Annotated in this window: 24 protein-coding genes and 1 tRNA gene; 10 read left to right on the top strand and 15 right to left on the bottom strand. The window is 65.5% G+C overall.

Features of this window, described 5'->3' with window-relative positions; translation table 11 throughout:
• Nucleotides 1-329: 329 nt before the first annotated feature.
• The 4 genes from FFS35_RS13865 to folK all read right to left on the bottom strand — a co-directional run bounded on the left by FFS35_RS13865 (nucleotide 330) and on the right by folK (nucleotide 3,043).
• A complete protein-coding gene (locus FFS35_RS13865; protein WP_249341651.1) occupies nucleotides 330-1,103 on the bottom strand; it encodes a Hachiman antiphage defense system protein HamA in 774 nt (257 codons plus the stop codon).
• 224 nt (nucleotides 1,104-1,327) lie between these two features.
• On the bottom strand, nucleotides 1,328-2,101 hold the full coding sequence (locus FFS35_RS13860) for an alpha/beta fold hydrolase (RefSeq protein WP_137787674.1): 774 nt from the start codon (nucleotides 2,099-2,101) through the stop codon (nucleotides 1,328-1,330).
• A gap of 378 nt (nucleotides 2,102-2,479) precedes the next feature.
• Nucleotides 2,480-2,555 (bottom strand) — tRNA-Lys (locus tag FFS35_RS13855).
• The gene (gene folK, locus FFS35_RS13850; RefSeq protein WP_137787673.1) at nucleotides 2,546-3,043 is read right to left on the bottom strand and encodes a 2-amino-4-hydroxy-6-hydroxymethyldihydropteridine diphosphokinase; all 498 of its coding nucleotides are present in this window, start codon (nucleotides 3,041-3,043) and stop codon (nucleotides 2,546-2,548) included. Before folK ends, FFS35_RS13855 begins: the two co-directional genes overlap by 10 nt.
• Nucleotides 3,044-3,070: 27 nt before the next feature.
• On the opposite strand from folK, the gene FFS35_RS13845 reads away from it, so the two are divergent.
• From FFS35_RS13845 to FFS35_RS13820, 6 genes are all read left to right on the top strand, one after another.
• Nucleotides 3,071-3,745, top strand: a complete 675-nt coding sequence (locus FFS35_RS13845) for a uracil-DNA glycosylase (protein WP_137787672.1) — start codon at nucleotides 3,071-3,073, stop codon at nucleotides 3,743-3,745.
• 101 nt (nucleotides 3,746-3,846) lie between these two features.
• Nucleotides 3,847-4,746 carry a glycosyltransferase family 2 protein gene (locus tag FFS35_RS13840; RefSeq protein WP_249341650.1) on the top strand — a complete coding sequence of 300 codons (900 nt, stop codon included), beginning with the start codon at nucleotides 3,847-3,849 and terminating at the stop codon, nucleotides 4,744-4,746.
• Entirely contained in the window at nucleotides 4,743-5,552 is an 810-nt protein-coding gene (locus tag FFS35_RS13835) for a ChbG/HpnK family deacetylase (RefSeq protein WP_137787671.1), read from the top strand. The genes FFS35_RS13840 and FFS35_RS13835 overlap by 4 nt, the downstream gene beginning before the upstream one ends.
• A 36-nt stretch (nucleotides 5,553-5,588) precedes the next feature.
• Nucleotides 5,589-6,095 (top strand): sigma-70 family RNA polymerase sigma factor, encoded by a 507-nt coding sequence (locus FFS35_RS13830; RefSeq protein ID WP_249341648.1) that lies wholly within the window; start codon nucleotides 5,589-5,591, stop codon nucleotides 6,093-6,095.
• On the top strand, nucleotides 6,088-7,026 hold the full coding sequence (locus FFS35_RS13825; protein WP_137787670.1) for a FecR domain-containing protein: 939 nt from the start codon (nucleotides 6,088-6,090) through the stop codon (nucleotides 7,024-7,026). Before FFS35_RS13830 ends, FFS35_RS13825 begins: the two co-directional genes overlap by 8 nt.
• A 28-nt stretch (nucleotides 7,027-7,054) precedes the next feature.
• Complete coding sequence (locus tag FFS35_RS13820) at nucleotides 7,055-9,355, top strand: TonB-dependent receptor (RefSeq protein ID WP_249341647.1); 2,301 nt, start codon at nucleotides 7,055-7,057, stop codon at nucleotides 9,353-9,355.
• Between the two features lie 66 nt (nucleotides 9,356-9,421).
• On the opposite strand, the gene sdhA is transcribed toward FFS35_RS13820, so the two are convergent.
• The 3 genes from sdhA to sdhC are packed head-to-tail and all read right to left on the bottom strand — an operon-like array spanning nucleotide 9,422 to nucleotide 12,032.
• Nucleotides 9,422-11,224: a succinate dehydrogenase flavoprotein subunit gene (gene sdhA / locus FFS35_RS13815; RefSeq protein WP_137787669.1), complete on the bottom strand. Its 1,803-nt coding sequence runs from the start codon at nucleotides 11,222-11,224 to the stop codon at nucleotides 9,422-9,424.
• Nucleotides 11,224-11,607 (bottom strand): succinate dehydrogenase, hydrophobic membrane anchor protein, encoded by a 384-nt coding sequence (gene sdhD, locus FFS35_RS13810; RefSeq protein ID WP_137787668.1) that lies wholly within the window; start codon nucleotides 11,605-11,607, stop codon nucleotides 11,224-11,226. The genes sdhA and sdhD overlap by 1 nt, the downstream gene beginning before the upstream one ends.
• Nucleotides 11,607-12,032: a succinate dehydrogenase, cytochrome b556 subunit gene (sdhC, locus tag FFS35_RS13805; protein WP_249341645.1), complete on the bottom strand. Its 426-nt coding sequence runs from the start codon at nucleotides 12,030-12,032 to the stop codon at nucleotides 11,607-11,609. The genes sdhD and sdhC overlap by 1 nt, the downstream gene beginning before the upstream one ends.
• Nucleotides 12,033-12,199: 167 nt before the next feature.
• Between sdhC and FFS35_RS13800 the strand changes: the two genes are divergently transcribed.
• Genes FFS35_RS13800 through FFS35_RS13790 form a run of 3 tightly spaced genes read left to right on the top strand, consistent with a single transcriptional unit; the run spans nucleotide 12,200 to nucleotide 15,233 of the window.
• A complete protein-coding gene (locus FFS35_RS13800) occupies nucleotides 12,200-13,555 on the top strand; it encodes a methyl-accepting chemotaxis protein (RefSeq protein ID WP_249341644.1) in 1,356 nt (451 codons plus the stop codon).
• A gap of 54 nt (nucleotides 13,556-13,609) precedes the next feature.
• The gene (locus FFS35_RS13795; RefSeq protein WP_137787666.1) at nucleotides 13,610-14,305 is read left to right on the top strand and encodes an SDR family oxidoreductase; all 696 of its coding nucleotides are present in this window, start codon (nucleotides 13,610-13,612) and stop codon (nucleotides 14,303-14,305) included.
• On the top strand, nucleotides 14,295-15,233 hold the full coding sequence (locus FFS35_RS13790; protein ID WP_137787665.1) for a 50S ribosomal protein L11 methyltransferase: 939 nt from the start codon (nucleotides 14,295-14,297) through the stop codon (nucleotides 15,231-15,233). The genes FFS35_RS13795 and FFS35_RS13790 overlap by 11 nt, the downstream gene beginning before the upstream one ends.
• Here FFS35_RS13790 and FFS35_RS13785 read toward each other — a convergent pair.
• The 4 genes from FFS35_RS13785 to FFS35_RS13770 form a co-directional block, all read right to left on the bottom strand.
• A complete protein-coding gene (locus FFS35_RS13785) occupies nucleotides 15,230-15,664 on the bottom strand; it encodes a globin (protein ID WP_137787664.1) in 435 nt (144 codons plus the stop codon). The two genes, FFS35_RS13790 and FFS35_RS13785, sit on opposite strands and share 4 nt — an antisense overlap.
• A 30-nt stretch (nucleotides 15,665-15,694) precedes the next feature.
• Nucleotides 15,695-16,561 (bottom strand): phenylalanine 4-monooxygenase, encoded by an 867-nt coding sequence (phhA, locus tag FFS35_RS13780; protein ID WP_137787663.1) that lies wholly within the window; start codon nucleotides 16,559-16,561, stop codon nucleotides 15,695-15,697.
• 73 nt (nucleotides 16,562-16,634) lie between these two features.
• On the bottom strand, nucleotides 16,635-17,063 hold the full coding sequence (locus tag FFS35_RS13775; protein WP_137787662.1) for an OsmC family protein: 429 nt from the start codon (nucleotides 17,061-17,063) through the stop codon (nucleotides 16,635-16,637).
• Nucleotides 17,064-17,136: 73 nt separating this feature from the next.
• Entirely contained in the window at nucleotides 17,137-17,445 is a 309-nt protein-coding gene (locus tag FFS35_RS13770; protein WP_249341642.1) for a glycine zipper 2TM domain-containing protein, read from the bottom strand.
• Nucleotides 17,446-17,936: 491 nt separating this feature from the next.
• On the opposite strand from FFS35_RS13770, the gene FFS35_RS13765 reads away from it, so the two are divergent.
• Entirely contained in the window at nucleotides 17,937-18,560 is a 624-nt protein-coding gene (locus FFS35_RS13765; RefSeq protein ID WP_137787661.1) for a trimeric intracellular cation channel family protein, read from the top strand.
• A 7-nt stretch (nucleotides 18,561-18,567) separates the two neighbouring features.
• Here FFS35_RS13765 and FFS35_RS13760 read toward each other — a convergent pair whose 3' ends face one another.
• The 4 genes from FFS35_RS13760 to FFS35_RS13745 all read right to left on the bottom strand — a co-directional run bounded on the left by FFS35_RS13760 (nucleotide 18,568) and on the right by FFS35_RS13745 (nucleotide 20,882).
• Nucleotides 18,568-19,131 (bottom strand): GNAT family N-acetyltransferase, encoded by a 564-nt coding sequence (locus tag FFS35_RS13760; RefSeq protein ID WP_137787660.1) that lies wholly within the window; start codon nucleotides 19,129-19,131, stop codon nucleotides 18,568-18,570.
• 61 nt (nucleotides 19,132-19,192) lie between these two features.
• On the bottom strand, nucleotides 19,193-19,666 hold the full coding sequence (rimI, locus tag FFS35_RS13755) for a ribosomal protein S18-alanine N-acetyltransferase (RefSeq protein ID WP_137787659.1): 474 nt from the start codon (nucleotides 19,664-19,666) through the stop codon (nucleotides 19,193-19,195).
• A complete protein-coding gene (gene tsaB, locus FFS35_RS13750; protein WP_137787658.1) occupies nucleotides 19,663-20,274 on the bottom strand; it encodes a tRNA (adenosine(37)-N6)-threonylcarbamoyltransferase complex dimerization subunit type 1 TsaB in 612 nt (203 codons plus the stop codon). Before tsaB ends, rimI begins: the two co-directional genes overlap by 4 nt.
• A gap of 14 nt (nucleotides 20,275-20,288) precedes the next feature.
• A complete protein-coding gene (locus tag FFS35_RS13745; protein ID WP_137787657.1) occupies nucleotides 20,289-20,882 on the bottom strand; it encodes a malonic semialdehyde reductase in 594 nt (197 codons plus the stop codon).
• Nucleotides 20,883-20,920 lie beyond the last annotated feature (38 nt).

Raw genomic sequence — 20,920 nt, 5'->3', positions numbered from 1 at the left:
GATGGTAGCAGGCGCCCGCCACGAGCCGATGGAAGTCGTGCTCCACGCCGGTCGGGCCTCGCGTGATCGCCGCCTCGATCGCCGATGCCGCGCTCTCGAAGGCAACTCGCGCCGAGTCGTGCTCAGCCTCTCCGTCGAGCAGCCGCAGCCCTTGGGTCATCAGCGCGTAGGCGTATGAGAGCAGATCGTAGGTGAGGAGCGGCGAGAACGGCGGCGCGTCGTCGGGCAGCGCTCCTTCCCGCCAGATCATCGACCGTGCCTGCCCCTTTGCGAGAAGATCATTCCGGAAACCGGATGCGGTGGACTCGCGGATAAGCTCCGCGACCGCCTCAGGACTTCTTGCCATCGGCGATCACTTTTCCGAAAATGCCCTTGATGAAGGACTGATGCGGCTTCACGCGAAGCCCGACCGCCACCTGCTTCACCTTGCCCTTGTAGGCCTGGAGGTCATCGGTCAGCAGCTTCGATGGGTCGCTGCCGGTGAACATGAACATCATGTGAGAGACCTGCTCGAGCTTGATACGCTTGCGGAGTTGATATTCGTCGATCAGATCCGCCGTCGCCACATCGCCGGTCTCGTAGAGGCGATCCGCTACGAAGGAGAGAGCATGCGGGGTTGGTCGGTTGTCGCTCGACAGAAGCGCCTTCCTCGCCTCTTCGACCGTCTTCTTCCCCAGTGATGCGCGGCTTTTCACCTCGCCCTTCAGAAAGCGCACTGTGACCGTTGGATCCGTTCGGACGGCCAGGATATCATCGCCCCGCATCGCCATTTCGCGGTGATCTTTCCAGCGGAGCTTGAGGACGCCCATCTTGTAGCCGGTAGATTCGCTGACGAAGCTGGAGGCGAGAATCTCCCCGATGTCCCCCGACCTGCTGCGTGGGCCGGTAGGGAGCTTTTTCAAAACGTATTCCGCCGCCTCCACCTTGCCGAGCCGGCCGAGGATGTGGGCGACGCGGCTTGCTGCGGCATAATGCCCCGGCACGACAGCCGCCAAGTGTGCGGTGCCGACGTGCAGCTTGGCCGGATCGGCCTCAAGGTAGATCAAATTATGGGACTTCACCTTGGTATCGGTGCGCCCACACCAGTCCTTTATCTTTGCCATTTCCACTCCTCGCATCCAGCTAGCATACGATGTGCTTGATCGCGACTATTGGAAGGGCAGAGAAGCTTCGCGGTGGGGCACTGGTAAAGTCTTAGATAAACATGATCCGTATCCGAGGTTGATGCTTCAAATGTCGGCTCTCGGGAACCCCGTCTCGATGGGTGAATGACCGGGTTTAGGGCGCGAAGCGGCCTTGCCGCGGCTGCGGTGCGAAGGCACGCGTGTCACTGTGTCGCGTCGAGGATGACGGCGACCGTTTCCTCCGGCTGGTCCCACATCGGAAAATGACCGCTGTGCTCGAACCAATGCATTTGGGCAGAGGGAAAGGCAGCCTTCGCCCGGGCCGCCTGCCTCGGCAGACACAGGCGATCATGGCGACCCCAACCGATGACGATCCGGCGCGACGGGTCGGCGGCCGGCCCAAGCTGCTCGGGCCCGGTCGACAGATCGCCCACCAGATCGCCGAAAGTCTTCGTGGTGCTCAGTGTTTGCAGTTCCGTTGCCACGATTGTCGGATCAAGTGCCCACGGCCGCGCAGACAGCTGCGCCAGCAACGCTGTACGTGTCGCGGCATTTTTACTCAGCGTTGGTAAAGCCGGTCGGATTGCGCGCAGCAGCCGCCCGGAGACGCCTATGGTCGTCCTGAAGAATGTGCGTTCCCACCCGCGCCAGAAACCACCGGGATCAAGCGCGACGACGGAGCCTACGCGACCACGGCGTGCCAGTTCGAGCACGATCCGCGCTCCCATTGAACTACCGACGACGTCGATGTCGTCAAATCCACGATCCGCGATATACCGCTCCACGCTGCCGACGAGGCCGTCAAAGGTGCCGCTATCGTGTTCTGCCGGGGTGGCTCCGTGACCCGGAAGGTCAATCGCAATCACCGTCCGTTCGGCGGTGAGCGCGTCCATCACGGTACTCCACGACTGCCAGCTCCCGCCAAGACCATGGACAAGTAGGATCTTCCGGCCAGTGCCGCGTTGGACTTCGTTCATTCAATGACACTCCGATGGATCCGCACCCTGAACGAACGGAGTTTCGCTTCGGCCCCGGTTGAAGGCTCCGGAATATTCGAGCAGCGATCTCGGCCCCTGGAACCTGCGGCCCTGAGTGCGCTCGCCTTCACCGCGAATGGCAGCTTCCGGACGGCCAGCCCTTGAAGACAGACGACCGTGATTGGGGCGCGTAGCCGCCATTCCGTGCGGCAACCCTGAACTTTTCTAACGCACTCGCGTCAGTGAAACTATTGGGCGACGGCGCATAATGATTGCCCTCGGGGGACGGCTATATAGCACCAGTCGCATTCGAGAAATGTCACAGCAAGGTTGCCGTTGTGACAGTGACAGCGTGCCACAGCGCCTCAAACGGGTGTCTGGTGGGTCCGCCGGGGCTCGAACCCGGGACCTCTCGATTAAAAGTCGCTTGCTCTACCGACTGAGCTACGGACCCTCACCAGCGCCACGCCGGTTAGGGAGCGCGCGCCGCCGGGTCAACCGTGCGTGTAGCTGTCGTGCTGAAAGTCCCGTGATCGGGTCGCGCCAGCCGGGGGTCAGGCCAACCATCGGGCCGAGCACGAAAGCGCGTTCGCGCATCGACTGGTGGGGTATGACGAGACCGGGCGAAGCCCAGGCGCCGCCCGACCAGGCGACAATATCCAGATCGAGCACGCGCGCGCCCCAGCGCCTGCCGCCGCGCCGGCCGAATTCGCGCTCGATATTCTTCAGGCGCATCAGCAGCGCGGGCGGCGCTGCGTCATCCTCGATCAGCGCCACGGCATTCGCATAGGCGCGATTCGACGGACCCAGCGGCGCGCTGGTGACGATCGACGAAGCGCGCCGCGCGCCGATCGCCGCGAGTGCCGCACGCACTTCCACGCGCGGGTCGCCGTGACGACCGCGACGATTCGAGCCGAGCGCGATCAGGTAGCTTTGCGTCATGTCGCGCGAGGCTCTACCCGAAAAGGCATGGACTACGCACTATCTCCGGGGCCGATCGCCGAACCACCCAGCGATTGCCCGCGCTGCCCGCGTCTTGCTGCCCTGCGTGGAGAGTTGCGCGTGGCGCATCCGGACTGGTGGAACGCGCCGGTGCCGGTGTTCGGTGATCCCGCCGCGTGGCTCGTCGTGATCGGTCTCGCGCCCGGCAGGCAGGGCGCCAATCGCACCGGCCGGCCGTTCACCGGCGATTTCGCGGGCGACCTGTTTTACGCGACTCTTGCGAAATTCGGGCTGAGCGAGGGAGAATATGCCGGAAGCGCGGATGACGGCCTGCGCCTCAACGGCGTCGCGGTGGTGAATGCGGTGCGCTGCCTCCCGCCGGAAAACAGGCCGACGCCGGAAGAGGTGCGCGCTTGCCGCGATTTTCTGAAAGCCGCGGTGCAGGGGCTGCCCGGCGCGCGCGTGTTCGTCGCGCTGGGGCAGATCGCGCATCAATCCGGCGTGAAGCTGCTTGGCGGCAAGCTGCCAAAGGCGCGCTTCGCGCATCTGGCGGAGCATCGCATGCCAGATGGGCGTATCCTGATCGATAGCTATCACTGCTCACGCTACAACCAGAATACCGGGCGGCTCACGCCCGGGATGTTTGCCGCAATATTCGAACGCGCGCTCGCATTGCGCACCGCCGCGCCGCCGAAAGGTTAAAAAATTATTCACTGCCCCGTGCGGGTCTGCGGGGTGGGCGTCGTCAAGACCAATGCAGCGGGCAATGGGGAGCCTGCTGCGCTGGCCGGGGAGGGCGCGACGTGTTTCAGGATTTCATGCACCCGGACGAGTTCGGTGCGACGAATGTCGAGGGGGGCTTTCGGTCGCGCGGCTGGTCTGTGCTGCTGCCGTTCTTCAACGAGCGGGATCACCTGCCGGGAACGGTTGCCAGCCTGGCGCAGCAATCGGAACCGCCGTTCCTGATCCTGATCGATAATGGCAGCACCGACGGCAGTGCGGAGGTGGCCGTCGCCGCCGCCCGTCAGCACGAACTGCCCTATCTGCTGGTGCATGAACGTCGTCCGGGCAAAGTGGCGGCGCTGGCCGCTGGGCTGCCGTTCGTGGCGACGCCCTATGTCGCGACCTGCGACGCCGATACCTGGTATCCGTCGCACTACCTCGCCGCCGGGCAGGCATTGCTCGAACAGGATGGGCACGCGGCGGCGGGGGCCTATTTCGTGTCGCGCAAAGCACGCCTGGCGGAGCGCATTGCCGGCGCGTTGCAGATCAAGCTGGTCGCGCGGCTATTTCCCGGTCAATGCCATGCGGGCGGGGCGGGACAGGTGTTTCGCACGGCCGCCCTGCGGCGGGCAGGCGGCTTCGATCCGCAGCGCTGGAATCTGGTGCTGGAGGATCATGAGGTGATGCACCGGCTGCTGCCCGAGGGATCGATCGGATATGGTGCCGCGATGTGGTGCGCGCCGGCGCCGCGCAAGCGGGATCGCGCGTCGGTGCGGTGGACGGTCGCGGAGCGGCTCTGTTACCTTGCGCTGGGCGCGCGGGATGGCGACTGGTTCTTCTACGAATATCTCGCCCGCCGCCTCGCGGCCCGGCAATTGTCGAGTGACCGGCTGCGCGAGCGGCGGTTCCAGCCTGCGGCCGTCGGCTTGTCCCCGTCAGGCGCGCCCGCGACGCTTGCCCCGGTGAGGGCTGTGTCGTGACGGCGCGGCTCATTCTCTGTGCGGACGATTTCGCCTTGTCCCGCCAGATCAGCGAGACGATCGCCGAGCTCGCGCGGAACGGGCGGCTGAATGCCATCAGCTGCATGGCGGTGTGCCCCGGCTGGACGCGCGATGTCGAACTGCTGAAAGATCTGCCGCGCCATGTCCAGATCGGCCTGCATCTCACGCTGACCGGGGAGCACCCGCTGACGGACATGCCTGAGTATGTGCCCGAAGGGGGGCGGATGCCGGGCATCGACGAGCTGACCGCCGCTGCGGCGCAGGGCAATCTGCCGCTCGAGGAGATCGCGAGCGAGATCGACGTGCAGTTTCACGCGTTCATCAAGGCCATCGGCCGCGCGCCCGATTTCGTCGATGCGCACCAGCATTCGCACGTGCTGCCGGGTATTCGCCCGCTGTTCCTGGATGCGGTCAAGGAGCATGCGCCGGCGGCGTGGATACGCGATTGCGGCGATCGGGTGAGCGCGATCGCCGCGCGCCCGTATCGCGGGAAGGCGATCGGCAGCGCGTATCACGCCCGTGGCTTGCGGCGCGCGGCGGCGCGGCGCGGCATCGCGTGCAACACGAGCTTCGCGGGGCATTACGATTTCCGCAGCGACTACGAAAATCTCTTTCCCAGCTTCCTGCGCCGGCCGGGCAAGATGCATCTCATCATGTGCCACCCCGGCGCCGGTGCGCTGGCGGGGGACGACATCGCCGATGCGCGCCCGCGCGAGGCGGCGGCCTTGCACCGGATGCCGATCGCGGACATGGCTCGCGCGCATGGCCTGGAATTCGACGCATGATGCCGCGCGCGCTCCCTCGCCTTTCGAGGGCGCCTGATGGCGGAACCGAGCCTGGTTTCGGCCTTCGGGGCGCAGCGCGCGTTGCTCTTGCGGATGCTCGCCGCGCGGCTCGGCAATGCTGCCGATGCGGAAGATGCGCTGCAGGATCTTTGGGTCCGCATCGCGTCGCTTCCGGCCGGGCAGGTGGACAATCCCGTGGCCTATCTGATGCGGATGGCCGGCAATCTGGCTACCGATCGGCGGATCGCGGCGCGGCGGCGCCGGCTGCTGGAAGCGCATTGGGTGGACGCGGGGGATGCGGCGCACGATCGGCCGACACCGGAGCGCGAAGCACTTGCACGCGACCAACTGCTTCGGGCGGACGAGGTGATCGCGGCGATGCCGGAGCGGATGCGCACCGCGTATCGACTGTTCCGTATCGATCACGTGCCGCAGCGCGAGATCGCCGGGCGGCTGGGCGTTTCGCTCAGCGCGGTCGAAAAATTGCTGCAACGGGCCTATCGCCGGTTGCATGCTTTGACGGACGGAGACGGCGATGACTGACATCGACGACACGATCCTTGATGCCGCAATCGCGTGGCATATCCGGCAAACCACGATGAACGAGCGCGAGTGGAGCGATTTCGTTTCCTGGCTCGAAGCCGATCCGGCGCACGCCCGCGCCTATGACATCGTGAGCGTGGCCGATGCCGCGCGTCACTCCGTGGTCGACGAAGTGCCGATCGCGGCCAATGATGACGAGCGTTCTGGCGATCGTGCGGCGCACGGCCGCTGGCGCGGCTTCGCGCTGGCGGCGGCATCGCTTGCGGCGGTTGTTGCTGGCTTGGTCGGTGTCACGGAGCTGCGCCGCACCGGCGCCACGCCGGTGGAGGTCGCTGCGGCGCAACCGCGCTCGCTGGCGTTGCCCGATGGAACGCAGGTCGCGATGGCGGCCGGCGCGCGGATGACGGTCGGCAGCGGCCAGCGTTCAGCGTCGGTGCAGAGCGGGCGTGTTTCGTTTCGCGTGACCCACGATGCCGATCATCCGTTCACGGTGCGCGTCGGCGACTGGGAGATTCAGGATATCGGCACGGTCTTTTCGGTCGCGAAGGGTGCGCGCGGCGTGGATCTCAGCGTCAGCGAGGGTTCGGTGCTATTCGATCCGGGCAACAATCGCATCGCGCTGCATGCGGGAGAGGCGCTGACGATATTGTCGGGGCAACGGGTGGTGCGCTCGCGGATCGATTCGGATCAGGCGCGGACGGTGGTTTTCTCCGGGCAATCGATCCAGTTCGTCGCCGAAACGATCAGCCTTGTCCTAGGACGGGACATTGGCGTCGACGAGGGCATCGCGCAATCTCCGTTCACCGGGATCGTCCGGTTGACGGGGGATCCGCAGCGCGACATGGCGCATTTCGCGGAGTTAACGGGAATGCGCGTTTCTCATGACGGGAATGGGTGGATCATCGCGCCGCAAAGGGCGCCGATGCACTAGGCTTGCCATTGCGCTGGCGAGCGCGGCGATGCTCGCCCCGGTCGTTTCCGCCGCCGAAACCGTCGTTGTTCCCTCCATGGCGCTCGAAGCCGCGCTTCTGCAACTGGCGGCGCGCAGCGGCACGGAAATCGTCAGCCTCGAACCTGGATTGCGCTCGATCCGCGTGACGCCGCCGCCAGCGGGTTTGTCGGTCGAGGCCGGCCTGCGCCGGTTGCTGCGAGGCACGGGGTATCGCGCCGAGCGGGTCGGGCCGCGCAGCTTTCGCGTCGTGCGCGCGTCTCAGCGGCGGACGATGCCGCGTTCGCCGCGCGTGGTCGGGCCAGAGCCTGACGCGGTCGACGACATCATCGTCACCGCCAGCAAGCAACGCGTGCCGTTGCAGCGCTTTCCCGCATCGATAACGGCGATCGTGCCGCAGGCGTTGCCGGGAAACGGCCCCACCTCCAGCTTGACGGATACCGTGCGGTCGACGCCGGTGCTGCAGACCACCGCGCTGGGGCAGGGGCGCGACAAGATCTTCATCCGCGGCATCGCGGACAGCAGTTTCAACGGCGCGACGCAGGCCACCACCGGCTATTACCTCGACGACGTCCAAATAAATTATTCCACGCCGGAGCCGGGGTTGGCGCTCGTCGATGTCGGCTCCGTGGAAGTGATGGAGGGGCCTCAGGGCACATTGTATGGCGCGGGCGCGATCGGAGGGATAATCCGCATCGTCCCGAATGCGCCGCAACTCGGCGTTCTGCACGGTGCGGCTGCCGTCAGTGGCGCGCTTACGGTGGCGGGGCAGCCGGGCGCGGACCTGTCCGGGTTCGTCAACGTTCCGTTTGCCCACGATGCCGCTGCTATGCGGCTGGTCGCGTATCGCTCGCGCGATGGCGGCTATATCGCCGATCCCGCTCTAGGGCGGCGGGATATCAACACAACCGATCGTGTCGGGGGGCGTGCCGCGCTTCTCGTTGATGCCGGCGATGGTTGGGAGGTGGATGTCAGCGGGCTGGGACAGCGCATTTCCGCCGGTGACGCCCAATATATCGATGAGGGCGGCAGAAGGCTTGTGCGCGCCGCACGGATCGCGCAGCCGTATTGGAACAGCATCCTGCTCGGCCGGATCAGTATCCGCCGGCGCTGGGCCAGCGGCCTCGAATTCGTGTCCGTGAGCGGCATCAGCCAATATGATGCGGAAGATCATTTCGACGCGACGCCGGCCAGCTCACCGCGCAACGGAATCATCGATTACACCACATCGCGCTCCGATCTGTTGTGGACATACGAGGCGCGACTGTCTCGATCGACGGCGGCGGGGGAGTCATGGGTCGTCGGGCTTGCCGTACTGCGCAACCGTGACGCCGAGAACCGCACGCTTGGGCCGGCGGGGAATCCGACCGAGATTATCGGCGTGACGAACGTTTCGCAGAACGTATCGTTGTTCAGCGAACTGACCGAACCGCTCACGCGCACGCTTTCCGCCACGCTTGGCTTTCGCGCTACCGAGGCGCGTGTCGATGGCTATCCCTCGTTGCGACCGCGAGCGGGCGATATGGTGCGCGGGCGGCTGACCCGACGTGTCGATCCGACGCTTGCCTTGTCGTGGCGTCTGGCGCCGTCATTATCGATCTACGGCCGCTATCAATCCGGGTTCCGCACCGGCGGCCTCGCCGTGGCGCGGGGTATCGGGCGTGTCGCGGAGTTCAAGTCCGATTCCATCGGGATGGGCGAGATAGGCGTGCGCCGGTTGCGTCAGGGGGCTGCCGGTGTCGGCTTCAACGCAGCTCTTTCCTATGCGCGCTGGAGGAATATCCAGGCCGATCTGATTGATCGACGCGGCCAGCCTTACACGAGCAACATTGGCGACGCCCGCATCCTGACGGCGGAGCTGAGCGCGGATTGGGTGCCGATCACGCCGCTGCGGTTCGATTTATCGGCGCTGTACACGGTCAACCGTGTCACGGGTCCGCTCGCCTCAACCTCGCCGGCCAGCAATCAACGATTGCCGAACACCCCGCCATTCAGCGCTCACGCAGGCATAAGCTATCGCTGGGATGCTTTCGGAGGAACGATGCGGTCGTCGGCCGCGCTTGATTATATCGGGCGCTCGGTGCTTGGCACGGGCCGTTATCTGGATTTCGCGCAGGGGCGCTATGCGGTGCTCGCGGCGCGGACCGAATGGTCGCGTCGCGATCTGACCTTATGGCTGTCGGCGGACAATATCACCAATAGCAGCGGCAACCGTTTCGCTTATGGCAATGCCTTCTCGCTGGCCGCGCGGGCGCAAAGCACGCCGCTGCGCCCGGCCACGGTGATGCTGGGCATGAAGATCGAGCGCTAGCAAATTAAATCCCGCGCCAGGGTTTGGCCTTGCGCGGGATCTTGGCGCCAATCTGCGACGCAGCCCTCAGTAGACGCGCTTCTTCGGCTTGATATATTCCGCGTCGTCCGTGAGCGTGTAATCGTGCACCGGACGGTAATCGATCGTGGTCGTGCCGCCCTTGCCGCCCCAGCCCTCGAACGTGGCGGTGGTGTGCTTCATCCAGTTCGCATCGTCGCGATCCGGGAAATCCTCGTGCATGTGTGCACCCCGGCTTTCCTTGCGATTCTCCGCACCCTTGATCGTCACGACCGCCTGGCCGATGAGATTGTCGAGCTCCATCGTTTCGATGAGATCGGTATTCCAGATCAGCGAGCGATCCGTGATGCCGATATCCGCCATCCCCTTATAGATCGCGTCAATCTTCTGGACGCCTTCCGAAAGCAGCGCGGAATCGCGGAACACCGCGCAATGGCGCTGCATCGTCCGCTGCATTTCAGCGCGAATCTTCGCGGTGGCCGAGCCGCCGCTGGCGTTGCGGAAATGATCGAGACGGGTAAGCGCCTGCTCCTCCGAGCCCTTCGGCAGCGGATTATGCGAGGTGTTCGGCTTCAGCGTATCCTTGAGGCGCAGGCCGGTCGCACGACCGAACACCACCAGATCGATCAGCGAATTGGAGCCGAGCCGGTTGGCACCATGCACCGAAACGCACGCCGCCTCGCCGACCGCAAACAGGCCGGCAACCACCGCATCGGGATCGCCATCCCGAAGCTGCACGACTTCGCCGTGATAATTCGTCGGGATGCCGCCCATGTTGTAATGCACGGTCGGCGTCACCGGCAGCGGCTGGCGTGTCAGGTCGACGCCGGCGAAGATCTTGCCCGTCTCGGTGATGCCCGGCAGCCGCTCGTGCAGCACCTTCGGATCGATATGATCGAGGTGGAGGTAGATATATTCGCCGTCGGGGCCAACGCCACGCCCCTCGCGCATCTCCATCGCCATCGAGCGCGCCACGACATCGCGGCTTGCCAGATCCTTGGCGGACGGAGCATAGCGCTCCATGAAACGCTCGCCCTCCGAATTGGTGAGGTAACCACCTTCGCCGCGTGCGCCCTCGGTAATCAGCACGCCCGCGCCGTAGATGCCGGTCGGGTGGAACTGGACAAATTCCATATCCTGCAGTGCAAGGCCAGCGCGCAACGCCATGCCGTTGCCGTCACCCGTGCAGGTATGCGCCGAGGTCGCGGACTGATACACGCGGCCGCCGCCGCCGGTCGCCAGCACGACGGCGTGGCTGCGGAAACGGTGGATCGCGCCGGTTTCCATGCACATCGCGATCACGCCGCGGCATGCGCCGTTTTCCATGATGAGATCGAGCGCGAAATATTCGACGTAGAAGTCCGCGTCATACTTCAGGCTCTGCTGGTAGAGCGCGTGAAGCATGGCGTGGCCGGTGCGGTCTGCGGCGGCGCAGGTGCGCTGCACCGGCGGGCCTTCGCCCATGTTCTGCATATGGCCGCCGAACGGGCGCTGATAGATGGTGCCGTTGTCGTTGCGGCTGAACGGCACACCGGCGTGCTCCAGCTCGTAAACAGCGGCCGGCGCCTCGCGCACCATATATTCGATGGCGTCCTGGTCTCCGAGCCAGTCGGAACCCTTCACCGTATCGAACATGTGCCAGGACCAGTGATCCGGCGAGTTATTGCCGAGGCTTGCAGCGATTCCGCCCTGCGCGGCGACCGTGTGGCTGCGCGTCGGAAATACCTTGGTGATGCAGGCGGTCTTGAGGCCGCTCTCCGCGATACCCATCGTGGCGCGCAGCCCCGAACCGCCAGCGCCGACGACGACTGCGTCATAGGTGTGATCGATGATCTGATAGGCGGCAGGCATTACGCAGCAGCTCCAAAAGCGACCTTGAGGATCGAGAAGATCGCGATCCCGGCGGTGACCGCGACAAACAGGTTGAGCAGGATCATCAGCACCACGCGGCTTTCCGCATGCGCATAATCCTCGATCACCACCTGAAGCCCCAGCCGGAAATGATAGAAAACCGACGCGATCAACAGCAGCATCGGCACCGCGACCCACGCCGAGGAAAGCCAGGTACGGACGCTGGCATAGTCATAGCCTGGCAGGCGCGCGATCGATATCATCAACCACGCCATGAACAACAGGTTCGTGCCGGCGGTGATCTTCTGATGCCACCAGTGCAGCGGGCCGTGATGCGCACTGCCAAGGCCGCGGACGCGCCCGATCTCGGTTCCCGATCCCATCACTTGATCCCCAGGTAGAGCCAGAACAGCACGGTCAGCAGCGTCGAGAAAACGAACGTGAGCAGCGCGAGCAGCCGGTTCGTCTTGAGTTCGAAGGCGGCGCCGGTATCCAGCACCAGGTGGCGGATGCCGCTCATCATATGCTGGAACAGCGAAAAGGTCAGGCCGACGCCTGCAACCCAGCCGATCGGATTGAGGTGCCCGGCCGATGTCGTGAACACGCTGAGAAACGTCGCATAGGCCTGTCCCCCGGCTGCGATCGCCGCCAACCACCAGACGAGAAGCGCGGCGCCGACGGTCGCCATGCCGTCGCCCGTGACGCGATGGAGAATGGAGGCCAGCATCGCCGGGCTCCAGCGATAGTGAAGCTGGAGCGGGCCGCTGAAGAGGTGCGGGCTGCGCGGGCGCGCGGGTTTCGAGGCCAAGGGCGTGTTTCCTGCGATGAGCCGACTGTTCGCGCGGGTCTATGAGACGGCGAGCGCGGGGATGCAAGCGGGGAAGGGCCAATCGTTACTGTTTCGTCACCGGCCTAACCAGCGGTTAACCAATGGCCATTAACCCTCCGCCCTGCCTATTGGATGGAGCGTTACCTTTGCTTACGGAACTGCCCGCAGCCGGATCGATCGCCGCGACGGTGGATATCGCCGGTCGCCTCAAGGTTTTCGATGTCGACGGCACGTTGCTCAGCACCAGCCGCGATGTCTGGACGGCGATCGAGCCTGAAATCCGGCAGATTTCCGCGGCCTATTGGCACCAATGGGTGCGATGCTTCGCCGATCAGCGCTCCTGGGCGCCGGACGAAACCGAGAAGATGATCGATGTCGGCTGTGCATTTCTGCGGAGCCGCTTTCTGGACACGGCGGGGCGGTCGTGGATCGAGTCGATAGAACGCTCGGTCGCGGCGGCCTATGCGGCGGACGTATCCAAGACGGCGCTGCTCTCGATGATAAGCGCCAGCGATCGTGCGGCGCTCGATGTGCTGATGCGGCGGCTGGAGCACAGCGATCCCCGACTCGTCAGCATGGTGGATACGCTGATGCGGCTATCGGCGCTGGAAGGTGAGATCACCGTCGCGATCTACTCCGCTTATCTGGAATTCAGTGAAAAGGTGTTGCGGGACCGGCTGGCAAGCGAGTTCCACGAAGGCATTACGGCCACCGTCGAAAGCGCCACGTCCGAGGGCGGGGCGCTACGCCTGCTCGCGTCGGGTGCGTCCTCTTCGACGCGGGGCGTATTGGGCAAGGCGAGCGAGGTGGCGGCTGCCGCCGAGCAGTCGGCCGTCGCGATGCGCGAAGCGGCGCTGACTGCCGCCGGCCTGATCCGTGCGATCGAGGATGCGCGCGGCGAGGTGGAAGTCGCCGCCGAGGTTGCCAATCGCGCCAGCGCGCAGGCGGGGGCCGCCGTTGGCGTGTCGCAGATGCTGTCCGATCATGCACAGTCGATCGAATCGATCCTCGGCCTTATTCGAGATATTGCGGGGCAGACCAATCTGCTTGCGCTCAACGCCACGATCGAGGCGGCGCGCGCCGGCGATGCGGGGCGTGGCTTCGCGGTGGTGGCGCAGGAGGTGAAGAGCCTCGCCAATCAGACGGCGCGCGCCACCGACGACATCGCCGCGAAAATCGCCGCGATCCAGTCCGCCACGCGCAGCACGGTGGAAACGAATGCCAGCATCAAGGCGACCGTCGCCGAGGTGGAGGATTCGGCCAGCCGCATTCGCGGCGCGATGGAGGTGCAGGCGCAAACGGTGACCGCGATCACCGCCGCAGTCGATGAAACCGCGCTCGCGGCCGATTCGATGTCGAACACGATCGCTGCGATTCGCGAGGATACCGAGGCGGTGGCCGGCGAGATTGACGCATTCGGCGCCGGATTCGATTCGCTTTCCAGTCGGCTCGCCGTGCTGAAGGCCAGCGCGGGCGATTTCGCGCGGAAGGTGGCCATCTGACGATCCTGATCTCGGCCGTGGCCTGATCCGCCGGCCGTCGCTATGGCCGGCGGCATGATCCATATTCTCGCTACCGGCACCTCGCGCGGCATCGGCGCCGCGATAATCGATGCGCTTGACAGGCCGGATGTCCGCATCGCGGGGCAGGGCACGTCAAGCGGCATTCCGGCTGACTTCGCCGATCCCGCCGCACCCGGGCAATTGTGGGACGCGGCGCTCGCCAAGCTTGGCGCGATAGACGTGCTTATCAACAATGCCGGCGTGTTCGAGGCGAACCCGATCGATCGCGAGGATATCGAGTGGAGCGCGGCGTGGGAACGCACGATGCGCATCAACCTGACCGCGGCCGCCGAGCTTTCAAGGCGCGCGGTGCGCCACTGGCAGGCGCGCGGCACGGGCGGGCGCATCGTCAACATCGCCAGCCGCGCGGCGCATCGCGGTGACAGCCCTGCGCACTGGCATTATGCCGCCGCCAAGGCGGGGATGGTCGCCATGACCAAGACGATCGCGCGCGGCTATGCGGCGGAGGGTATCCTCGCCTTCGCGATCTGCCCCGGCTTCACGATGACTGGCATGGCCGACGAATATCTCGCCAGCCGGGGTGGTGAAAAGCTGCTCGCCGATATTCCGCTCGGCCGGGTGGCGATGCCTGAGGAAGTGGCCGAAATGGCGCGCTGGCTGGCGCTGGAGGCACCGGCATCGATGACCGGTGCGGTGCTCGACGTGAACGGAGCAAGCTATGTCCGCTGAAAGCTGGAAGGTGACGCTGCCCTGCACCCGTGCGGAGGCCGAGGCGATCGACGCCGCCGCCGATCTGGCGATCGATGCGGTGCTGATGACCACCGAAGAGGTGGAGGATGACGTTGAGCGCTGGCGGCTCGACGCCTATCTGGAGCGTGAACCCGATGCTGCCGTCCTTGCGGCGCTGGCATCACTGGTGCCGAGTGCGGCGGGCACTACACCGGCGGTGGAGGCGCTGGGCGAACAGGATTGGGTGGCGATGAGCCAGTCCGGGCTGGAACCGATCCGTGAGGGGCGGTTCGTCGTTCATACCTCGGCGCATCCGGTTGCGATTGCGGCGGGGCAGCGCGCCTTCCTGATCGATGCGGGGCAGGCTTTCGGGACCGGGCATCACAACACCACGGCGGGTTGCCTGGCGATGCTGAGCGAGCTGGCGGGCGAGCGCTTTGCCAATGTGGTCGATTTCGGCACCGGCACCGGCCTCCTCGCCTTCGCCGCGCGGGATCTGTGGCCGCAGGCGCGGGTGATGGCGACCGATATCGATCCCATCGCGATCGAGGTGACCGCCGGGAACATGGCGGTGAATACGGTGCCGGCGATTGATCTTGTGGTCGCGGATGGCGCACGAGCGGCGGAAATCGAGGCGCGCGCGCCTTATGACCTGCTGATCGCCAATATCCTTGCCGGGCCGCTCGTGGCGATGGCGCCGGAAGTCGCGGCTGTGGCGGGCCCGCGCGCCACGATCGTGCTCGCGGGGCTGCTGAACGAACAGGCGGACATGGTTGTCCGCGCTTATGAAGCGCAGGGCTGCACTTTGGCAGCGAGCGATGTGCGTGGCGACTGGACGATCCTCCGGCTTCGCGCACCGACCGAGCGGCGCGCCGCCGCTACGAGCGGTGATCGCGAGGCGTGGAAGACCGACGGCCGCTTCGGCTAGGGGTAGGAGAGAGGGGATTCGGTCCATTCGCCGATCGCCTTCTCGATCAGTGCGTTGAGCGATGCGGCGTGGCGACGCCATGCAGTTGCCGTCGCCTCGCTCCATTCCGGGCGGGCGGCATCGCCAAGCGCGTCGATCGTCATGGTGACGAAATCGGCATATTCCTGCGCCGGCAGATGCCCGTAGTTGCGGTGCTGGAAAACAAGCTCCGCGATTTGCCCCCAGACCCAGCCTTCGCCCTGGGCCAGGCCAAGCATCCACGCCAGTGTTTCGCTGGTCATCCGCACGGATGTCGCCTCGACGTGCAGGAAGATTTGGCGCCGATCGGGATAACGCGCGAAGAAACGTTCGAACAGCGCCGCGCGCATCGCCGGTTCATGCGATGCGGCGGCGGCAAGGCTGCGCTGCATCAGATCCGCGTCGCTCCGCATGGCGCCAGTCTGTCGTCGTTTACCTCATTGTCAATGACGGGCCTTGCCCTGCGCATAGGCCTGGGTGCCGCGGGTGAGCACCTCGTCCTGCGGCACGAGCGTCGCGACAGGAATGTCCGGCTGCCCCCTGATCGCTTCGTAGAGCGGCGCGAAATCGGTTTCGACCGTCACCTTCAGCAGCTCGTCGAAACTCGGAATGACGAAGTAGTTCTGCTGAAAATCGTCGATCCGATAGTCGGTGCGCATCACGCGGGTGAGATCGAAGGCGATCCGGTTTGGGGAGGGATCATCGAGCGCGAACCTGCTTTCGGCGGAGCTTGAGACGATCCCCGCGCCATAGATACGCAGCCCCTCCGGCTCCGCGATCAGCCCGAACTCGACCGTATACCAATAGAGGCGCGCGAGATATTGCAGCGAATGCAGCCCGAGCGCGCGCTGGCCGCCCTTGCCGTAAGCGACCAGGTAATCGGCAAACACCGGATCGGCGAGCATCGGCACATGGCCGAACACGTCATGAAAAACGTCCGGCTCCTGAAGATAGTCAAGCTGATCCGGCCGACGGATGAAATTACCCGCGACGAACCGGCGATTGGCCATATGATCGAAGAACACATCATCCGGCACCAGCCCCGGCACCGCCACGACCTGCCACCCGGTCAGCTTCATCAGCCGCTCGGACAGTTCCTCAAAATCCGGGATGCCGGGGCGGGACAGCCTGAGTATGTCCAGCCCACGCAGATATGCGGTGGATGCGCGCCCCGGCAACAGCTTCGCCTGCCGCGCGAACAATATGTCCCAGGTCGCATGGTCCTCGGGCGTGTAATGCGCCCAGTTCTGCGGCACCGTCCAATCGTCGGCGGCACCGGGGGGAGGGCTCTGGAGGGTCGCGTCGGCCATGCAATCACCATAGCACGGCGCGACCGGCTGCCAAGATAGTAACAGATGAAATCAGTTTATGGGCAGGCGCCCATCATTCCGCCAGGCTGTGCGTCAGCGAAATCTCCGCGTTCATCAGCTTTGAAACCGGGCAGCCCGCCTTCGCTTCGTTGGCGATCCGCGTAAACTCGTCCGATGATATGCCGGGCACGTTCGCGCGCAGCTCGAGCGCCGATTTGCTGATCTTGAAGCCGTCGCCGTCCTTGTCGAGCGTCACCTTTGCCGTGGTGTCGAGCGTGCCGCGCGTATGGCCCGCGCGGGCGAGCGCAAAGCTAAGCGCCATCGTGAAGCAGCTTGCATGGGCGGCGGCGATCAGCTCTTCCGGGTTCGTGCCGGGCTCGTCCTCGAACCGGGTGGCGAAACCATAAGGATTGTCGGCCAGCGCGCCGGACTGGGTCGAGACGAAGCCCTCTCCGTCCTTCCCGAAGCCTTCGTACCGTGCGGAACCGCTGTGAGTGGGCATTGCATATTCCTCGTGCCTGTTTCGCCGCTACAACGGGCGCGACGCGAAAAAGCGCCGCGCCCGCGTAAATTTATCAGCGACAGCCGCGGCTGCCCGATCCGCGCTCTATCGCCCGACCAGCCAGTGCGCCCAGCGCAGCGCCGCCCAGCGTGCCGAGCGTGCGGTCGCCACGCGGGTCGATCGTGCGACCGACGAGCGCACCGGCGACGCCACCTACGACGAGCCCGGTCGTGCCGTCCGGCCTGCGACAGCGCATGCGGCCGTCATGTCCGCGCCATTCGCGATATTCATGGCGACCGCGCGCCTCGGCTTCATGCGTCGTCGCGATCAGCGTCGGAACGACCATCGCGGTGGCACCCACCGCCAGCATCAGTTTACGCACATCGTTACTCCCGTTGTTTGATGGTCACGAAAAGACAATGTTCAGATCATGGAATGCATCGTCTTAACCTGCGGCAACCGGCTGTTCAGGGTTAGGAATAATCCACGATATCCACGTTACGCACAGGGCAGGCGGCGCAGCCCGATCTTGGGCTGGCCAGGTTTTGTGCCGGCATCGTGCAAGACGAACGATGAGGCGGAGCGGAAGAATATCCCGTGGCGGATCAGCAGCTTGAACGCGCGGAAAAGCGCAGCGCGTGACCCATGGCGAGTCCCCCGGCTGGGCTGGCGGATGAATAACTTGTCCACAGGCCCGGCGATGAGGGCCGATTAGCGAAGATAAAGGCGGGTGCGGTCTTCCCGCTTGCTTTGCGGGCGCTGTTCGAATGCCGCGCCGCCCGGTGTCGTCACGACGCAGTCCTCGTGCTGGCTGTTGCGCTGGATCGCGAGATTTCGGCTGACCGGCGTTCACGCCGGCGTTAGCTAGCGCTGATGACGCCCGATCTTCTTCCCACGTTCGCACCATGGTTCGATCTTGCCGGGCTGGCGGTGTTCGCGGCCTCGGGTGCGCTGGCGGCGGCACGGCGCGCGCAGACGATGGTGACGCTCGCCTTCTTCGCGCTGATTACCGGCGTCGGCGGGGGAACGGTGCGCGATCTGCTGATCGGCGCCCCGGTATTCTGGGTGCATGACAGCCGCGCCCCGGCCGTCTGCCTCACGGTGGCGCTGGTGATCTGGGCGACACCGGAGAAATGGTGGCGTGGCGCCGCGCTCGACTGGTTCGATGCGGTGGGGCTGGCGGCTTATGCGGTCTATGGCGCGGCCAAGGCGCTACGTTTCGGCGTGCCGCCGCTCCCTGCTGCGCTGATGGGGGTGGTGACGGCGTGCGTCGGCGGCGTGATCCGCGATGTTCTGGCGGGCGAACCGTCGATCATCATGCGGCCGGAGCTTTACGTGACGGCGGCCGCGCTGGCGGCGGCGCTGTTCGTTGTCCTCACGCTGCTGGGCTTGCCGATGATCGGCGCGGCGCTGATCGCGGTGCTGGCCGGCTTCGCCCTGCGCGCCGCCGCGATGCGGTTCCGCCTCGCGCTTCCCGCCTATCGCGGCAGGCGCTGAGCGAACGTCACGCGCGCACGACGCCGGTTTCGGAGAACGGGCGCGGCTCTACCGGCGGGACGGTGCTGTCGTTCAGTTCGCACTGCCAGAAACCGACGTCGATCCAGCGGCCCTGCTTGTAGCCGATCTCGCGATACACCCCGGCGCGGCGGAAACCTACCGCTTCGTGAAGCGATATCGAGGCGTCGTTGGGCAGCGAAAGCACCCCGATAGCCTGGGTGAAGCCTTGTGCGCGAAGCGTATCGATCAGTGCCTCGTACAGCAGCCGCCCGACGCCTTGGCCAGACAATGAACCGGATACGTAGATCGAGGTTTCAACGACGTAGCGATAGGCGGGGCGATCACGGAAGCGCGTCGCATAGGCATAAGCGACTACCCCGGAGTCCTCGCCGTTTCCTGAGGTCGCGACGAGCCAGGGATAGAGACCGCCGGATGAGGCCATCCGTGTGCGGATCGCGCGCGCATCGGGCGCTTCGGTTTCGAACGAAACCGTGCCCGATAGCACATATGGCGCATAGATCGCCGCGATGGCGGCGGCGTCTTCGGATCGGGCGGGCCGGATGGCGATCAACGATTAGCTCCCTCTTGTTTCCCAGCCGGCCTATCTGCACCCGCCGCGCGAAACAACGGCGTCACAGCGAAAGGGCGTAGCTGTGCGCGTCGAATGCGCTGCCGGATCGTCCGCGATAATAGTCGCGCCGCTCCCCCACCTTCGCGAAACCGTGCGCGGTGTAAAGATGGACGGCCTCGTTGCCGGCGCGCACCTCCAGATGCAGGCGCGTGACGCCGCGTTCGCGCGCATCGGCGATCACGCCGCGCAACAATGCCGCACCGATCCCGCGCCGACGAAAGGAGGGGCGCACCGCGATCAGCAGCAACTCCGCTTCGTCCACGATCGCGCGCGACAAAGCGAAGGCCGCTATTTCTCCTTCGACGCGCGCCAGCGACAACCAGACCCCGGGCATCGCCAGGATGCCGAGGCACTGGCTGCGTGTCCACGCTTCGCCGAAGCGCGGATCGAACGCTTCTGTCATAACCGTATCGACCGCCTCGATATCGGGCGCGCCGCCGGCAGAAAGCTCGATCATGCGCAGCGACGTGCTCATGACGGCAGCTTGGCATCCGGCGCGCGTCCGTAAAGCGGGCGCGCGGGCAGCGACGTCAATGCCTCGGGGAGGAGTATCGCGCGGGCGGCGTCGGGGAGCGCCTCGTGCGCCGCCAGCCCGGCATCGAGCGGCGTGAGCCAGCGCACTCCGCTACCGACCGCAGGGCGACCGGCCAGCGCGTGAAGCGCCTCCATCGGCGGTAAAGACCGCAACGCGCCATCGGCAGCCAAGGGAGCGAGATAGCCCTGCATGAACAACTCACCGTGCCCGCCTTCCAGCACGACCGCAAGCGGGGCGGCAATGCCATCAGCGATCGCGGCAGCGGCGATCAGCGCGGTCGAGCTATAGCCGGCGACGCTTGCACCCCAGCCGAGCGCCAGGCCGCGCGCCGCGGCGATGCCCACGCGAATTCCCGTGAAGCTGCCTGGCCCGACATCGACCAGGATGTGCCCGGCGCGGCCACCATCGGTGAGTTCGGCGATCATCGGCACCAGCCGCTCGGCATGGCCGCGCCCGACCGTTTCGTGGCGTCGATCGAGCACACGCCCGCCCTCGATCAGCGCGACCGAGCAGGCGGCGGTTGCCGTGTCGATTACCAGTGTGCGCACGCTATTCCCGAGGTTCAGGCGATGCGGTTGAACTTTTCGAACGCCGGGCGCGGCAGACGATCGAAGATCGTCGCGGGATCGCCATGGCCGAGCGTCGAAATGAAGTTGGTCCGCACGTTCGGCTGGTCGGCAAAGAATGCCGCGTCCACCTGCGCGGCGTCGAAGCCGGACATCGGGCCGGTATCCAGGCCGAGTGCACGGGCGGCCATGATGAAATACGCGCCCTGAAGCGATGAATTGCGGAATGCGTGTGCCTCGCGCAGCGGCAGATTGCCCTCGAACCACGCTTTTGCGTCAGTATGCGGGAAAAGCTCCGGCAGATGCAGGTGGAAGTCCAGATCCATCCCGATCACGACGCTGACCGGCGCCTGCAGTATCTTCTTGCCATTAGTCCCCGAGCTGGCGGCGGCCAGCTTTGCCTTCGCCTCGTCGCTGACGCACCACACGAGCCGGGCGGGAAGCTGGTTCGCGGAGGTCGGCCCCATCTTCATCAGATCCCAGATCGCGTGAAGCTCGGCTTCGGATACGGGCTCGTCGGTGTAGCCATTGTATGTTCGGGCGGTTCGGAAAAGCTGGTCGAGCGCAGCATCGTCGAGAGGTTTTGTCATCGCGAATCGCTATAGCGTCGGCTGCGCGCCGTCGTCGA

It is taken from the genome of Sphingomonas sp. 3P27F8 (genome assembly GCF_005502745.1).
Taxonomy (GTDB): Bacteria; Pseudomonadota; Alphaproteobacteria; order Sphingomonadales; family Sphingomonadaceae; genus Sphingomonas.
Note: the sequence above shows the minus strand (reverse complement) of the source record. Positions and strands in the feature narration are given on the sequence as shown.

Excerpts from the sequence above, each read along its gene's own strand:
- FFS35_RS13865 (WP_249341651.1), bottom strand. The coding sequence starts at position 1,103 with ATGGCAAAGATAAAGGACTGGTGTGGGCGCACCGATACCAAGGTGAAG.
- FFS35_RS13860 (WP_137787674.1), bottom strand. The coding sequence starts at position 2,101 with ATGAACGAAGTCCAACGCGGCACTGGCCGGAAGATCCTACTTGTCCAT.
- folK (WP_137787673.1), bottom strand. The coding sequence starts at position 3,043 with ATGACGCAAAGCTACCTGATCGCGCTCGGCTCGAATCGTCGCGGTCGT.
- FFS35_RS13845 (WP_137787672.1), top strand. The coding sequence starts at position 3,071 with ATGGACTACGCACTATCTCCGGGGCCGATCGCCGAACCACCCAGCGAT.
- FFS35_RS13830 (WP_249341648.1), top strand. The coding sequence starts at position 5,589 with ATGGCGGAACCGAGCCTGGTTTCGGCCTTCGGGGCGCAGCGCGCGTTG.
- FFS35_RS13825 (WP_137787670.1), top strand. The coding sequence starts at position 6,088 with ATGACTGACATCGACGACACGATCCTTGATGCCGCAATCGCGTGGCAT.
- FFS35_RS13820 (WP_249341647.1), top strand. The coding sequence starts at position 7,055 with ATGCTCGCCCCGGTCGTTTCCGCCGCCGAAACCGTCGTTGTTCCCTCC.
- sdhA (WP_137787669.1), bottom strand. The coding sequence starts at position 11,224 with ATGCCTGCCGCCTATCAGATCATCGATCACACCTATGACGCAGTCGTC.
- sdhD (WP_137787668.1), bottom strand. The coding sequence starts at position 11,607 with ATGGGATCGGGAACCGAGATCGGGCGCGTCCGCGGCCTTGGCAGTGCG.
- FFS35_RS13795 (WP_137787666.1), top strand. The coding sequence starts at position 13,610 with ATGATCCATATTCTCGCTACCGGCACCTCGCGCGGCATCGGCGCCGCG.
- FFS35_RS13790 (WP_137787665.1), top strand. The coding sequence starts at position 14,295 with ATGTCCGCTGAAAGCTGGAAGGTGACGCTGCCCTGCACCCGTGCGGAG.
- FFS35_RS13785 (WP_137787664.1), bottom strand. The coding sequence starts at position 15,664 with ATGCGGAGCGACGCGGATCTGATGCAGCGCAGCCTTGCCGCCGCCGCA.
- phhA (WP_137787663.1), bottom strand. The coding sequence starts at position 16,561 with ATGGCCGACGCGACCCTCCAGAGCCCTCCCCCCGGTGCCGCCGACGAT.
- FFS35_RS13775 (WP_137787662.1), bottom strand. The coding sequence starts at position 17,063 with ATGCCCACTCACAGCGGTTCCGCACGGTACGAAGGCTTCGGGAAGGAC.
- FFS35_RS13765 (WP_137787661.1), top strand. The coding sequence starts at position 17,937 with ATGACGCCCGATCTTCTTCCCACGTTCGCACCATGGTTCGATCTTGCC.
- rimI (WP_137787659.1), bottom strand. The coding sequence starts at position 19,666 with ATGAGCACGTCGCTGCGCATGATCGAGCTTTCTGCCGGCGGCGCGCCC.
- FFS35_RS13745 (WP_137787657.1), bottom strand. The coding sequence starts at position 20,882 with ATGACAAAACCTCTCGACGATGCTGCGCTCGACCAGCTTTTCCGAACC.